The 12,742-nt window shown below is 62.2% G+C and carries 13 protein-coding genes; 3 read left to right on the top strand and 10 right to left on the bottom strand.

Features of this window, described 5'->3' with window-relative positions; all coding sequences use genetic code 11:
* Positions 1-50: 50 nt before the first annotated feature.
* A complete protein-coding gene (locus BLT98_RS16670; RefSeq protein ID WP_092609522.1) occupies positions 51-464 on the bottom strand; it encodes a CopG family transcriptional regulator in 414 nt (137 codons plus the stop codon).
* Positions 465-742: 278 nt separating this feature from the next.
* Between BLT98_RS16670 and BLT98_RS16665 the strand changes: the two genes are divergently transcribed.
* From BLT98_RS16665 to BLT98_RS16655, 3 genes are all read left to right on the top strand, one after another.
* On the top strand, positions 743-976 hold the full coding sequence (locus tag BLT98_RS16665) for a DUF1289 domain-containing protein (protein ID WP_244517516.1): 234 nt from the start codon (positions 743-745) through the stop codon (positions 974-976).
* A 7-nt stretch (positions 977-983) separates the two neighbouring features.
* Positions 984-1,907, top strand: coding sequence for an MBL fold metallo-hydrolase (locus BLT98_RS16660; RefSeq protein WP_034783783.1), 924 nt, complete (start codon positions 984-986; stop codon positions 1,905-1,907).
* Positions 1,908-2,007: 100 nt separating this feature from the next.
* Positions 2,008-2,961: an NAD(P)H-dependent flavin oxidoreductase gene (locus tag BLT98_RS16655; protein WP_034752807.1), complete on the top strand. Its 954-nt coding sequence runs from the start codon at positions 2,008-2,010 to the stop codon at positions 2,959-2,961.
* 103 nt (positions 2,962-3,064) lie between these two features.
* Here BLT98_RS16655 and BLT98_RS16650 read toward each other — a convergent pair whose 3' ends face one another.
* From BLT98_RS16650 to BLT98_RS16610, 9 genes are all read right to left on the bottom strand, one after another.
* A complete protein-coding gene (locus BLT98_RS16650) occupies positions 3,065-3,646 on the bottom strand; it encodes a hypoxanthine-guanine phosphoribosyltransferase (RefSeq protein ID WP_034783782.1) in 582 nt (193 codons plus the stop codon).
* 63 nt (positions 3,647-3,709) lie between these two features.
* Positions 3,710-4,966 (bottom strand): phenylacetate--CoA ligase family protein, encoded by a 1,257-nt coding sequence (locus tag BLT98_RS16645; protein ID WP_034783780.1) that lies wholly within the window; start codon positions 4,964-4,966, stop codon positions 3,710-3,712.
* On the bottom strand, positions 4,963-5,322 hold the full coding sequence (locus tag BLT98_RS16640) for an MmcQ/YjbR family DNA-binding protein (protein ID WP_034783779.1): 360 nt from the start codon (positions 5,320-5,322) through the stop codon (positions 4,963-4,965). The genes BLT98_RS16645 and BLT98_RS16640 overlap by 4 nt, the downstream gene beginning before the upstream one ends.
* A 16-nt stretch (positions 5,323-5,338) precedes the next feature.
* Positions 5,339-6,175 (bottom strand): ABC transporter ATP-binding protein, encoded by an 837-nt coding sequence (locus BLT98_RS16635; RefSeq protein ID WP_052140232.1) that lies wholly within the window; start codon positions 6,173-6,175, stop codon positions 5,339-5,341.
* 127 nt (positions 6,176-6,302) lie between these two features.
* On the bottom strand, positions 6,303-7,622 hold the full coding sequence (locus BLT98_RS16630; protein ID WP_034783778.1) for an ABC transporter substrate-binding protein: 1,320 nt from the start codon (positions 7,620-7,622) through the stop codon (positions 6,303-6,305).
* A 65-nt stretch (positions 7,623-7,687) separates the two neighbouring features.
* The gene (locus BLT98_RS16625) at positions 7,688-8,746 is read right to left on the bottom strand and encodes a branched-chain amino acid ABC transporter permease (RefSeq protein ID WP_034752817.1); all 1,059 of its coding nucleotides are present in this window, start codon (positions 8,744-8,746) and stop codon (positions 7,688-7,690) included.
* 83 nt (positions 8,747-8,829) lie between these two features.
* Positions 8,830-9,726: a branched-chain amino acid ABC transporter permease gene (locus tag BLT98_RS16620; RefSeq protein WP_198521486.1), complete on the bottom strand. Its 897-nt coding sequence runs from the start codon at positions 9,724-9,726 to the stop codon at positions 8,830-8,832.
* Between the two features lie 41 nt (positions 9,727-9,767).
* Positions 9,768-10,628 carry an ABC transporter ATP-binding protein gene (locus tag BLT98_RS16615; protein ID WP_225317145.1) on the bottom strand — a complete coding sequence of 287 codons (861 nt, stop codon included), beginning with the start codon at positions 10,626-10,628 and terminating at the stop codon, positions 9,768-9,770.
* Positions 10,629-10,642: 14 nt separating this feature from the next.
* Positions 10,643-12,574 carry an AMP-binding protein gene (locus BLT98_RS16610; protein WP_092609518.1) on the bottom strand — a complete coding sequence of 644 codons (1,932 nt, stop codon included), beginning with the start codon at positions 12,572-12,574 and terminating at the stop codon, positions 10,643-10,645.
* Positions 12,575-12,742: the final 168 nt, after the last annotated feature.

Below are 12,742 nucleotides of genomic sequence, written 5' to 3'. Positions count from 1 at the left end.
ATCCTTAACGGTGCCGCGCATCGGCCGGGTCATCGCCGCGAACCGATACGCTAGTGAATTCGCCCTGCGAGCGCCGTCTTGACGACGGTGCTGGCGTGCAGGGCACCTAATACGAAAATCGACTCGATGGTGGCCAGTGCCAGTTCCACGGAGACGTCGCTGGCGATGCTGGCCAGTCCCAGCACCTGTATCTGCAGGCGCTGGCCGGCTGCCTGGATCGCTTCCAGGTCGGCGCGCGAATAGTGCTGCATGCCCAATACCAGGCTTTTACGGGCGACGGTTTGTTTCACCACCTCGGCGTGGATACCCAGCTGGTTGCGTATGGCCGTACGGATCAGATCCGTGCGGTTGGAATAAAATCCCTCCTGGACCAGTAGATCGATCTGCCCCAGGTCGATCAAGCCGAGGTTGATCGTGATTTTCTCGGATTCCCCAATTTTGGGCTTGCTGTCTTGCTTGGCCATATCTCTCCAAAAACTCCACGTGGCATCCAATTGCCATCTGTATGGATGGTAGTATAGTTGTGAAATATCTCAAGTCAAGCAGGATCTGGCCTGATCGTGTTGTAGGACGGGTACTCGCAGAGTGAGAATGGGCTGCAAAATAAATTTCCGGAAGATGGTTTTTTGATCATATTTTTGCTTGAAAATATATTCACAGAAACATTGCATGGCGATGCCACCGACTCGCCGGCACGGTTTCGCGGCATAATGCAAGCCTGTACCTACACCGATGCCGCTCCATGATGGTCACTCCCCCACCTCCGCCCGCCGTTCCGCTCTCCTTGCCGTCGCCGGTGCCGTCGCCCTGCGTCAGCCTGTGCAAGATGAACCGCAACAGCGGCTTGTGCGAAGGCTGCCTGCGCACGCTCGACGAGATCATCGCCTGGAGCAAGGCTGACGACGACTTCAAGCGCGCTGTGTGGGCCGAATTGCCAGGACGCGAATCCCAGCTCGATTTCGAGCCCGACTACTGAGGAAGCCATGCCGCGATCGCCAGCGCTGTTCCCCGATGCCATGCAGGTGTTCGAACGCGGCTGGCTGTCGTCGAATAACATCCTGTTCCAGGGCCGGGACGACACGGCGCTGATCGACAGCGGCTATGCCACGCATGCGCCGCAAACGCTGGCCCTGCTGCGCCATAGCCTGGCTGGCCGGCCCCTGGACCGCCTGTTCAACACCCATCTGCATTCCGACCATTGCGGCGGCAACGCGCTGCTGCAAGCGGAATACGGCTGCCATACGGCCATTCCCGTGTCGGAGGCGGACAAGGTGCGCGCGTGGGACGTGGACGCCCTGAGTTTCCAGGCCACGGGCCAGCAATGTCCGCGCTTCGGCTTCGATGCCACCGTCTCGCCCGGCGACACGTTGACGTTGGCCGACATGCGCTGGCAGGCGCTGGGCGCGCCGGGCCACGATCCGCACTCGCTGATTTTTTACTGCGCCGACGAAGGCATCCTGATCTCCGCCGACGCGCTGTGGGAAAACGGCTTTGGCGTGATCTTCCCCGAACTCGATGGCGGCTCCGGCTTCCCTGAAGCGCGCGCCACGCTGGACCTGATCGCCAGCCTCGATGTGCAGGTCGTCATTCCCGGCCACGGGCGGCCGTTCCAGGACGCCGCCGGTGCCCTGCAGCGCGCCTATTCACGTCTCGATTACCTGGCGTCCGATCCCGTGCGCAATGCGCAGAATGCGGTGAAAGTGCTGCTGAAATTCCTGCTGCTGGAACGCCAGCGCATCGCCCTCGCCGAGATACCGGCCCTGCTGCGGGGCATGCCCGTCTTCGAAGAGGCCAACCGGCGCTTCCTGCGCCAGGAGGCGGCCGCGCTGGCCGAGTGGGCCGTGTCGCAGCTGGTGAGGGCTACAGCGGCACGGATTGAGGGTGAGTACTTGCTTAACGAGGGCTGAAACGGATAGACGATAAATTCAGCACGACCGTACTTTTTCTGCACTATAATCAACGTTCAGTGTGTTTTTCACGTCCGATCAACTTTCCAGCGAGTCCGCCATGGCATTGCCTGTTGCGTTGCAAAACCTTTCCTTACCCGTTATCGCGTCGCCGATGTTCATCGCCAGCGGCCCGGCCCTCGTCGCGGCGCAGTGCAAGGCCGGCATCGTCGGTTCCTTCCCGGCCCTGAACGCGCGTCCCGCCGAATTGCTCGACACCTGGCTCACCGAGCTGCAGGCCGAGCTGGCCGCCTTCCAGGCCGCCAATCCCGATAAAAAAGTGGGACCGATCGCCGTCAACCAGATCGTGCACCAGTCGAACGACCGCCTCGCGCATGACGTGGAAGTGTGTGTGAAACATCAGATTCCCATCATCATTTCCTCGCTGCGCGCGCCGCCCAAGGAAATGCTCGACGCCATCCACAGCTATGGCGGCATCGTGCTGCATGACGTGATCTCGATCCGTCACGCGAAAAAGGCCCTGGAGGCGGGTGTCGATGGCTTGATCCTGGTCGCCAGCGGCGCCGGCGGCCACGCGGGCACCCTGTCGCCGTTCGCGCTGGTGGGCGAAGTGCGCAAGTTCTTCGACGGCCCGCTGGCGCTGTCCGGCTCCATCGCCACGGGCGATGCCGTGCTGGCCGCGCAAGCGATGGGCGCGGACTTTGCCTACATCGGCTCGCGCTGGCTGGCGACCAAGGAATCGAACGTCAGCGATGGCTACCGCGACGCCATCGTCGATTCCAGCGCGGCCGACATCGTCTACACCAACCTGTTTACGGGCGTGCACGGGAATTATCTGAAAAAATCGATCGAAGCGGCCGGACTCGATCCGGAAGCCTTGCCCGAAGCGGACAAGAGCGCGATGAACTTCGGTTCCGGCAGCGCCAAGGCCTGGCGCGACATCTGGGGCGCGGGCCAGGGCGTGGGCTTGATGGATGACGTGCCGAGCGTGGAAGAGATGGTGGCGCGCCTGAAGGCCGAATACGATGCGGCGCGCGCGCGGTTGAAGCTGTAACGTTGGTGAGGATGTCGGATTACGCGCTGCGCGCTAATCCGACCTACTCGAACCTGGTGGCGTAGGTCGGATTAGCGCAGCGTAATCCGACAACCATCATGAATCACTGCTGCTTCAAATCCTCGGGCTTGATGGCCCACAGGCCCGGCAGGTTGCGCCAGTAGCCATACGCATCCATGCCGAAGCCGACGACGAAGCGGTTCGGGATCACCAGGCCGACGATGTCGGCTTGTACCGGCTTCTTCTTGCCGATGGCCTTGTCCGCGAAGACGGCCAGGATCACTTCCGAGGCGCCCATGTCCAGCAAGCGCTGCTTGACGTGCGCCAGGGTTTCGCCTTCGTCGAGAATATCGTCGAGCACGATGACGGTACGGCCCGCTACGTTCGAGCGGGGGATGACTTTCCACACCACTTCGCCACCCTTGTCGTCGTCGCCGTAGCGGCTCACATGGATGTAGTCGAATTCGAGCGGAAAGCTCAGTTGCGGCAGCAGGCTGCCCGTAAACACGACGGCGCCGCCCATCACGCCCAGCACCAGCGGGAATTCTTTCGAATCGTCGGCGTTGAAGCGCGTGTTGAGCACATCGGCCATGCGCGTGATCGACGCCTGCACGGCGTCTTGGTCGAACAGCAGTTCCGCGTTCTTGATCAGGTCACGGGCACGGTTGTGATGAAATTCTTGCATGGACTCTTGCATGGCGATGAATGGGGCTGATGGTCAATGCCGGTATTATCCCGCAAATCGGCCTTATTTGTAATCGCGCATGTCGTCGATAACTTTCCCATCCTGCGCCAGACTGCCCACGGCCACCAGCACTACGTCGCCGCGCAGCTTGGTCAGTTCGCGGATCGAGCCGATGATGGCTTCCACGCCGCTGGCGTCCGTCGGATCGTCGACTTCGCAATGCAAAGCCATCTCGTCGTTGGCCATGCGTCCCGAGACCACCAGCCGCGCCTTCTTGATCTGCGGGTGGCGGCGCGCGATCTCGTGCACCTGCGACGGATGCACGAACATGGCGCGCACCTTGGTGGTTTGATCCGCACGTCCCATCCAGCCCTTGATGCGCGTATTCGTGCGGCCGCACGGCGAGTCCGGCGCGTCCATCAGCACGGCCGACAGGTCGCCCGTGGCGAAGCGGATCAGCGGATAGTCGGCATTGAAGACGGTGACGACGACTTCGCCCACTTCGCCGGGCGCGACGGGAATGCCGCTGCCCGGATGGACGATTTCCAGCAGCACGTTTTCGTCAACGACCATGCCCGGATTGAGCTTGCCATTGCTGGCCGTTTCATAGGCGATGCTGCCGATATCGGCCGAGGCATAGGTCTGGAACACGTGCGGCACGCCATTTTCGGCAAACCAGCTGCGCAAGGATTCGGGCAAGGCTTCCGCGCCCATCACGGCCTTGGTGACGCTGCTGATGTCGGCGCCCATTTCGCGCGCTTTCTCGATGATCAGTTTCAGAAATGACGGCGTGCCGATATACGTGTCCGGCTTCAGGTCAGCCATCGCCTGCACCTGCATTTCCGTCTGGCCGATGCCGGCCGGGATGACGGTGCAGCCGATGCGCGCGGCGCCCCCTTCGACCATGAAGGCGGCCGGCGTGAAGTGATACGAAAAGCAGTTCTGCAGCAAGCCGCCGGCGCGCACGCCGGCCGCATACATGGGCCGCGCGAAGCGCCACCAGTCAGGGCCGCGGCCTTCCGGATCGAAGATGGGGCCGGGCGAGACGAATACGCGCGACAGGGCGTTCTTTGGCGTCGTGTTCAAGCCGCCGAACGGCAGCGCGTCGTGCTGCAATTGCTTGAGGTCGGACTTGCGCGTCACGGGCAGCTGCGCCAGCGCGGCGCGGCTGGTGATGTCGGCCGCGGTGACGCCATCAAGGATGCGGGCCCAGCCCGGCGCCTTCTGCGCGCGCGCGATCAGCTGCGGCAGGCCGGCCATCAATTCGCTTTCACGCGCTTCGGGGGCGCGTGCTTCCAGACTGTCGAGCGTATCGGTCATGTTGCTGATTCTCCAATGTCACGTTGCATTTTTTTCGTCAGCCCCGCAACAATCAGGCTGTATGAGCGCTGCAGCAGGGCGGCCATTTCGTCGTCGTCGAGGGCGTCGGGACTGGCGACCAGCACCCATTTGGCCCGCGCCAGGTAGGGTGCCGGGCGAAAACCGGGGCGGTCCGTCAACTCCAGGAAGCGTTCCGCATCGACCTTGAAGCTCATGCCGCGCGTGCTGTGCGCTTCCGCGCCGCATAGCGCGAACAGGCGGCCACCGACGGAAAACGCCAGCACGTTGCTCCACTTGATGTCTTCTGTCGCGCCGGGAAAGCCGCGGCATACTTGCTTGGCCCGTTCCAGGTCCATGACGGCAACTCCGATGTCAGGCCAGCCAGCGCTTGCGGCGGCGGTAGAACTTCATGTCGCGGAAGCTCTTGCGCCCGGCGCTGGATACGCCCAGGTAAAACTCTTTGACGTCTTCGTTGCTTGCCAGTTCCTGCGCTTGTCCTTCCATCACGACGCGGCCGTTTTCCAGGATGTAGCCGAAGTCGGCGTAGCGCAGCGCCACGTTGGTGTTCTGTTCGGCCAGCAGGAAAGACACGTTTTCCTTGTGGTTCAGGTCCTTGACGATGCCGAAGATCTCTTCGACGATCTGCGGCGCGATGCCCATCGACGGCTCGTCCAGTAAAATCATCGATGGCTTGGCCATCAGCGCGCGGCCGATGGCGCACATCTGCTGTTCGCCGCCCGAGGTGTAACCGGCCTGGCTGCCGCGCCGGGTTTTCAGGCGAGGAAAGTAGTGATACACCTTTTCCAGCGCGTCTTTCAGCTCGCCGCGCGACAGGCTGCGCGTGTAGGCGCCAGTCAGGAGGTTTTCCTCGATGGTCAGGTGGCCGAAACAGTGGCGCCCTTCCATCACTTGCGACAGGCCCCGCTTGACCAGTTCATTCGGCGTCAATTGATCCACGCGCTCTCCCTTGAACTGGACTTCGCCCTTGGTGACGTCGCCCCGTTCGCCGCGCAACAGGGTCGAGATGGTTTTCAGGGTGGTCGACTTGCCGGCGCCGTTGGCGCCCAGGAGCGCCACGATCTTGCCTTGCGGGACTTGCAGCGACACGCCCTTCAGGACCAGGATCACGTGGTCGTAGATGACTTCGATATTGTTCACCGACAGGTAGGGCGGTGGCGTTTCCGGTGTTTGCGTGGCAGTGGGTGTCATGGCTGCTTCGTTTTCATAGGGTGTTGGCTTGTCGGATTACGGCCTGCGGACTAATCCGACCTACGTCATATCCAGGTAGGTCGGATTAGCGCAACGCGCGTAATCCGACACCACCATCGGCAGCGATTTACTTCATGCACGCCGGCGTGATCTTTTTCTCTTCGGCGTACTTGTTCGACGATTCCTCGACCAGCTTGCGCACCAGGGCCTTGTCGCCGACGATCCATTTCGGCGTGATGGCGGTCCATTTCTTGCCATCCCACTGCTGCACTTTCACGGCGCCCGAGCCTTCATGGTCGTCGCAGCTGGTTTTCACGGTCGGGAACATGCCCAGCGCGCCGACGGCCTTCTGGCGCGCATCGTCGACGTTCAGGTTTTCCAGGCCCCAGCGCATCTGCTCGCCCGTGATCGGTTTGCCCTTGCCGAATTTTTCCTGCGCCACGCGGATCGCTTCCACCCACAGGATGCCGGCCGTCACGCCGCGCATGTGGTAGACGGAGCCGATGCGCGACTGGTCGGACAGGTTGCCCTTGCCGGACGCGTAGAGTTTCTTGCGGATGTCGTCGAGCACGGGGTAGTTGCCCGGCGTATTGAACGTCATCGCCGTGTAGCCCTTGGCCGCATCGCCCGATGGAATCGTGTCTTCCTCGGAGCCGGCCCACCAGACGCCCAGCATTTTGTCGCGCGGAAAGCCGTTGCGCTGCGCCGTCTTGATGGCAACGGAATTCATCACGCCCCAGCCCCACAGGATCACGTGGTCGGGCTTGGCCTGGCGGATCTGCAGCCATTGCGATTGCTGTTCGCTGCCTGGCGGCGCGACGGGAATTTTGACCAGCTCGAAGCCGTACTGTTTCGACAGCGCTTCGAGCACGGGCAGCGGCTCCTTGCCGAAGGCCGAATCGTGGTACAGGTGGACGATCTTCTTGCCTTTCAGCTTGTCCATGCCGCCATCCTTGTCGCCCAGGTACTTGATCATGGCGGCGGCCTGGCTCCAGTAGCTGGAGATCAGCGGATACACATACGGGAAGACCTTGCCGTTGGCGGCGTCCGAGCGGCCGTAGCCGATCATCGTCATGGGAATCTTGTCTTGCGCCACGCGGTCGAGGATGCCGTAGGCGACGCCGGTGGACAGGGTTTCGACCAGGGTGGCGCCGCCCTGCTTGGTTTTCAGGCGTTCATAGCATTCGACGCCGCGCGACGGGTTGTATTCGGTTTCGCATTCTTCCCAGCTGATCTTGACGCCATTGACGCCGCCGGCCTGGTTGACCAGGTTGAAGTAGTCGATGATGCCGCCGTAGAAACCGGAGCCGCCGGCCGCGTACGGGCCCACGCGGTAGGACGGCAGGGCGATGTACTGTTCCTTGTCCTGGGCTTGCGCGCTGCCGGCCATGGTGAGTGCGGCACTGGCGATGGCGGCGGCCAGCATGAGCGATTTGATGTGTTTCATTGTGTGTCTCCTCTTGTTTTATTTGATTTCAAGTCAATCGACATCAGACAGCAAGGTACAAATTCCTAGTGCGGGAAAGGCCACAGGCGCAGTTTCTCCTTCGCGATCTGCCACAGCCTGGCCAGGCCGTGCGGCTCGACGATCAGGAAGAAAATGATCAGCGCGCCGAACACCATCAGTTCCAGGTTCGAGGCCACGCTGGTCGGCAATGCCAGGCCATGCGCGATGGTGTTCAGGAAGACGGGCAGCAGCACGATGAAGGCCGCGCCGAGGAAGGAACCGAGGATCGAGCCGACGCCGCCGATGATGATCATGAACAGGATGCGGAAGGACAGGTCCAGGTTGTACGCTTCCGGCTCCACCGTGCCCAGGTAGGCATACGCATACAGCGCGCCGGCCACGCCGCAGTAGAACGAGCTGACGGCAAACGCCAGCAGCTTGGTGCGCATCAGGCGGAAACCGATCACTTCGGCCGCCATGTCCATGTCGCGCACGGCCATCCACGAGCGGCCCACGTTCGAGCGGATCATGTTCTTGGCCAGCAGCGCCATGCCGGCGACAATCGCCAGCACCAGCAGGTATTTGCTTTGCGGCGTGTCGAACTGGTAGCCGAGGATGGTCATCTTCTGCACCGTGATCACGCCCGAGGAGCTGTAGTTGGTGAGATACGGGATCTTGGTCAGGCACCAGACGACAAAGAACTGCGTCGCCAGGGTGGAGGCGGCCAGGTAAAAGCCGCGGATGCGCAGGGAAGGCAGGCCGAAGGCGATGCCCACCATGGCCGCGCACAGGCCGCCGAGGATGAACGACACCAGCAGCGGCAAGCCTGGCAGGCGGGCCATGAAGTTATACGAGGCAAAGGCGCCCACGGCCATGAAGGCAGCCGTGCCCAGCGACAGCTGGCCCGCGTAACCGGTGAGGATGTTCAGCCCCAGTGCTGCCAGGGCGAAGATCAGGAAGGGAATCAGGATCGCCGACAGCATGTAAGGCGAGGCGAAATACGGCAGGAGGAAGACGGCGACGAGGAGCGTGGCCGTCAGCGCCAGGCGGTCTTGCCGGATCGGGAAAATCTGGTTGTCAGCCTGGTAGCTGGTCTTGAATTGTCCTGCTTCACGGTAAATCATGGCGTGTCCTTTGCTGGCTGTTTTGGCTGTTGTCGGGTTACGCGCCATGCGCTAACCCGACCTACGATGCTGTTACGGTGGCGTTATATTCGCCGGATGATCTTCTCGCCGAACAGGCCTTCCGGCCGCACCAGCAGGAACAGCAGGGCCAGCACATACGGGAACCAGCCTTCGATGCCGCCGCCCACCATGGGTCCGAGGTAGACTTCGGCCAGCTTTTCCGACGCGCCGATGATCAGGCCACCGACGATGGCGCCCGGCACCGACGTAAAGCCGCCGAGGATCAGCACCGGCAGCGCTTTCAAGGCGATGAAGGTGAGGGCGAACTGCACGCCGTTGCGCGCGCCCCACAGCAAGCCGGCCACCATGGCCACCAGGCCCGCCACGCCCCACACGACGGCCCAGATGCGCTGCAGCGGGATGCCTACGGCCAGTGCCGCCTGGTGGTCATCGGCGACGGCGCGCAAGGCGCGGCCCACCTTGGTTTTCGAGAACAGCAAGGCCAGGCAGATCACCAGCAGCGCGCAGATGCCGGCCGCCATCAGGTCGAACTGCGAGATGTTGATGTCGAAGCGGTCCATCAAAAACTGCATCGGCACGTCTTCGATGGGCAGGTCCAGCTTGTGCACCTGGGAGCCCCACATCAGCTGCGCCAGGCCTTCGATGAAAAAGGTCAGGCCGATGGTGGCCATGAACAGCGTGATTTCCGGCTGGTTGACGAGCGGGCGCAAGACCACCCGTTCAATCGCCATGCCCAGCACGATCATGGTGAGCATCGTCAGCGGGATGGCCAGCCACAGCGACAGGCCGAACTTGTCCATGATGCCGACGCAGGTGAGGGCGGCGAAAAACACCATCGCTCCCTGCGCGAAGTTGAACACGCCCGACGCCTTGTAGATCAGGACAAAGCCGATCGCCACCAGCGCATACATGACGCCAGACAGCAGGCCGCCGATCAGCACTTCAAAGAAAAAATTGATATTCATGAGGGTTCCAATGGGTTGCGCGTAGCCCTGCCCGATTACGGGCAGGTCGTTTCGCCGGCCGGCAGCGTGCTGCCTGAATTCCCGGCTACACTGCCGAGATAGGCGTTGATGACATCCTGGTTGCTGCGCACCTCGTCGGGCGTGCCGTCGCCGATCTTCTTGCCGTAATCGAGCACCACCACGCGGTCGGAGATATCCATCACCACGCCCATGTCGTGCTCGATCAGCACGATGGTCGTGCCCAGCTGGTCGTTGACGTCGAGGATGAAGCGGCACATGTCCTGCTTTTCTTCCACGTTCATGCCGGCCATCGGTTCATCGAGCAGCAAAATTTCCGGTTCGGCCACCAGCGCGCGGCCCAGCTCCACGCGCTTTTGCAGGCCGTAGGGCAGGCGCCCCACGGGCGTCTTGCGGATGGCCTGGATTTCCAGGAAGTCGATGATTTCCTCTGCCTTCTTGCGGTGCTCGATTTCCTCGCGCCGCGCCGGGCCCCAGTACAGGGCTTGCAAGAGGAAATTCGATTTCATCTTCAGGTTGCGTCCCGTCATGATGTTGTCGAGCACCGTCATGCCTTTAAAAAGGGCGATGTTCTGGAAGGTGCGCGCGATGCCGGACTTGGCGGCCGCATAGCAATCCATGCCGCGCCGGTGTTCGCCCCGGTAGATGATTTCTCCCTGCTGCGGGCGGTACACGCCGTTGATCACGTTGAGCATCGAGCTTTTGCCGGCGCCGTTCGGGCCGATGATGGCGCGGATTTCATGCTGCTTGACGTCAAACGAGATGTCGGTCAGCGCCTTCACGCCGCCAAATGACAGCGAGATGTTCTTCAGGTCGAGGATCACGGGGCCCGCCTTGCGGGCCGTGCCGAAATGGGCGTCGGGTTCGTTCATTTGCATCGTACTGTGCTCCATCATGCGGCCAGGCCCTGGGGCCGATACGTTTTGCTGTCCCAGATCTGCAGGTCGGCGCTGGTCGAACCGGTGCGGCCATCCTCGAATTTCACCTGGGTCTCGATGTATTGCGTTGCCTTGCCCTCATACAGGGCGGAAATGAGCACCGCGTACTTTTCGGCGATGAATTTGCGGCGCACCTTGCGCGTGCGGGTCAGCTCGTCGTCGTCCGGATCGAGTTCCTTGTGCAGCACGAGGAAGCGATGCACCTGCGTGCGGTCCATCAGCGGGTCGGCCGCCAGTTCCGCGTTGACTTGCTCGATGCAGTCGCGGATCAGGCCATAGGTTTCGGCGCGCGCCGCCAGGTCGGTGTAGCCGGAGTAGGCGATGCCGCGCCGCTCTGACCAGTTGCCCACCGCTTCGATGTCGATGTTGATGAAGGCGCACACCTGGTCGCGCGCATGGCCGAAGGCCACCACTTCCTTGATGAAGGGGAAGAACTTGAGCTTGTTTTCGATGTAGTTGGGGGCGAACATGGCGCCGCAATTCATCTTGCCCACGTCGGCCGCGCGGTCGATGATTTTCAGATGGCCTTCGCTATCGAACACGCCCGCGTCGCCCGTATGGAAATAGCCGTCGCTGTCGATCACTTCGGCGGTGGCGTCGGGACGCCTGAAGTAGCCGCTCATGGTGGCCGGCGACTTGACCAGCACTTCGCCATTCGCCGCCAGCTTGACTTCCACGCCCGGCGCCGGCAAGCCGACGCTGTCGAACTTGATGTTGCCATCCGGTTGCAGACAGACATAGGCGCAGGTTTCGGTCGAGCCGTACAGCTGCTTGAGGTTGACGCCGATGGAGCGGTAGAAGCGGAACAGGTCGGGGCCGATGGCGGCGCCGGCGGTATAAGCCACGCGCACGCGCGACAGTCCCAGCACGTTTTTCAGGGGGCCGTAGACGAGCAGCTCGCCCAGCTTGTAGCTGAGGCGGTCCGCCAGCGATACGGGCTTGCCATCCAAAATCTGCGCGCCGCAGCGCTTGGCCACGTCCATGAAATGGCTGAACATGTGGCGCTTGATGTTGCTGGCGTCTTCCATGCGTATCATCACGCTGGTGAGCATGTTTTCGAACACGCGCGGCGGCGCAAAGTAGCAGGTGGGGCCGATTTCGCGCATGTCGATCATCACCGTGTCGCCCGATTCGGGGCAGTTGACGGTAAAGCCGGCCACCATGGCCTGCGCCAGGGAGAACAGGCAGTCGCCCACCCACGCCATGGGCAGGTAGGACAGGATGTCTTCCTCGTCGGTGAGCTTGTCGAAGGCGACGCCGCCAACGCCGGCAGCCAGCAGCGCCGCGTGGCTCTGGCATACGCCCTTCGGCTTGCCCGTGGTGCCCGAGGTGTACAGGATCACGGCGGAGTCGCTCCCTTGGCCCGCTGCCACGGCGGCGTCGAAAAAGCCCGGGTGTTCGCGGTCATAGGCCCGGCCCAGCACCTGCAGGGCGGCAAAGGACATCAGTTCCGGCTGGCGGTAATGGCGCATGCCCCGTTCATCGTCATAGGCGATGTGGGCGACGTGCGGGTACAACGCTTTGAGCTCGAGCAGCTTGTCGACCTGCTCCTGGTCTTCGACGATGGCGTAGCGGATGTCCGCATCCTGCAGCACGTAGGCCATGTCGGCGGCCGGCGCGTCCTGGTACAGTGGCACGGGCACGCCGCCCAGGCTTTGCGCCGCCAGCATGGCCCAGTACAGGCGGGGACGATTATCGCCGATGATGGCCAGGTTCATGCCGCGCTGGAAGCCGATGGCTGCCAGGCCGCAGGCCAGCGCGCGTACTTCCTCGTTGACTTCAAGCCAGGTCCAGGTTTGCCAGATGCCCAGGTATTTTTCGCGAAATGCGGGCTTGTCGGATCGTACTGTCCCGTGTTGCAATAAGCGCCGCGGAAAAGTCGGCATTGCTGCTGTGGTATTCGTTTGCACCAGTGTCTCCCTGTTGCTTGTCTCAGGCCCCACCTCGTTGGATGGCGCTCTGTGTTTTTTATGTGTAAGGCGTTTGTGCAATGATAGTAGCTTGCGTTAGTTTGCCAAGTTGTCTTTTCGGGGACATTTACCCACTTTTCGATG

It is taken from the genome of Janthinobacterium sp. YR213 (genome assembly GCF_900099875.1).
In the GTDB taxonomy this organism is placed as follows: Bacteria; Pseudomonadota; Gammaproteobacteria; order Burkholderiales; family Burkholderiaceae_D; genus Janthinobacterium; species Janthinobacterium lividum.
This window is presented reverse-complemented; position numbering and strand designations above follow the sequence as displayed.

What these genes read in the sequence shown, in the direction of transcription:
- BLT98_RS16615 (WP_225317145.1), bottom strand. Translation starts at nt 10,628, where the DNA reads ATGCAAATGAACGAACCCGACGCCCATTTCGGCACGGCCCGCAAGGCG.
- BLT98_RS16665 (WP_244517516.1), top strand. Translation starts at nt 743, where the DNA reads ATGATGGTCACTCCCCCACCTCCGCCCGCCGTTCCGCTCTCCTTGCCG.
- BLT98_RS16625 (WP_034752817.1), bottom strand. Translation starts at nt 8,746, where the DNA reads ATGATTTACCGTGAAGCAGGACAATTCAAGACCAGCTACCAGGCTGAC.
- BLT98_RS16630 (WP_034783778.1), bottom strand. Translation starts at nt 7,622, where the DNA reads ATGAAACACATCAAATCGCTCATGCTGGCCGCCGCCATCGCCAGTGCC.
- BLT98_RS16650 (WP_034783782.1), bottom strand. Translation starts at nt 3,646, where the DNA reads ATGCAAGAATTTCATCACAACCGTGCCCGTGACCTGATCAAGAACGCG.
- BLT98_RS16635 (WP_052140232.1), bottom strand. Translation starts at nt 6,175, where the DNA reads ATGACACCCACTGCCACGCAAACACCGGAAACGCCACCGCCCTACCTG.
- BLT98_RS16645 (WP_034783780.1), bottom strand. Translation starts at nt 4,966, where the DNA reads ATGACCGATACGCTCGACAGTCTGGAAGCACGCGCCCCCGAAGCGCGT.
- BLT98_RS16655 (WP_034752807.1), top strand. Translation starts at nt 2,008, where the DNA reads ATGGCATTGCCTGTTGCGTTGCAAAACCTTTCCTTACCCGTTATCGCG.
- BLT98_RS16640 (WP_034783779.1), bottom strand. Translation starts at nt 5,322, where the DNA reads ATGGACCTGGAACGGGCCAAGCAAGTATGCCGCGGCTTTCCCGGCGCG.
- BLT98_RS16660 (WP_034783783.1), top strand. Translation starts at nt 984, where the DNA reads ATGCCGCGATCGCCAGCGCTGTTCCCCGATGCCATGCAGGTGTTCGAA.
- BLT98_RS16670 (WP_092609522.1), bottom strand. Translation starts at nt 464, where the DNA reads ATGGCCAAGCAAGACAGCAAGCCCAAAATTGGGGAATCCGAGAAAATC.
- BLT98_RS16610 (WP_092609518.1), bottom strand. Translation starts at nt 12,574, where the DNA reads ATGCCGACTTTTCCGCGGCGCTTATTGCAACACGGGACAGTACGATCC.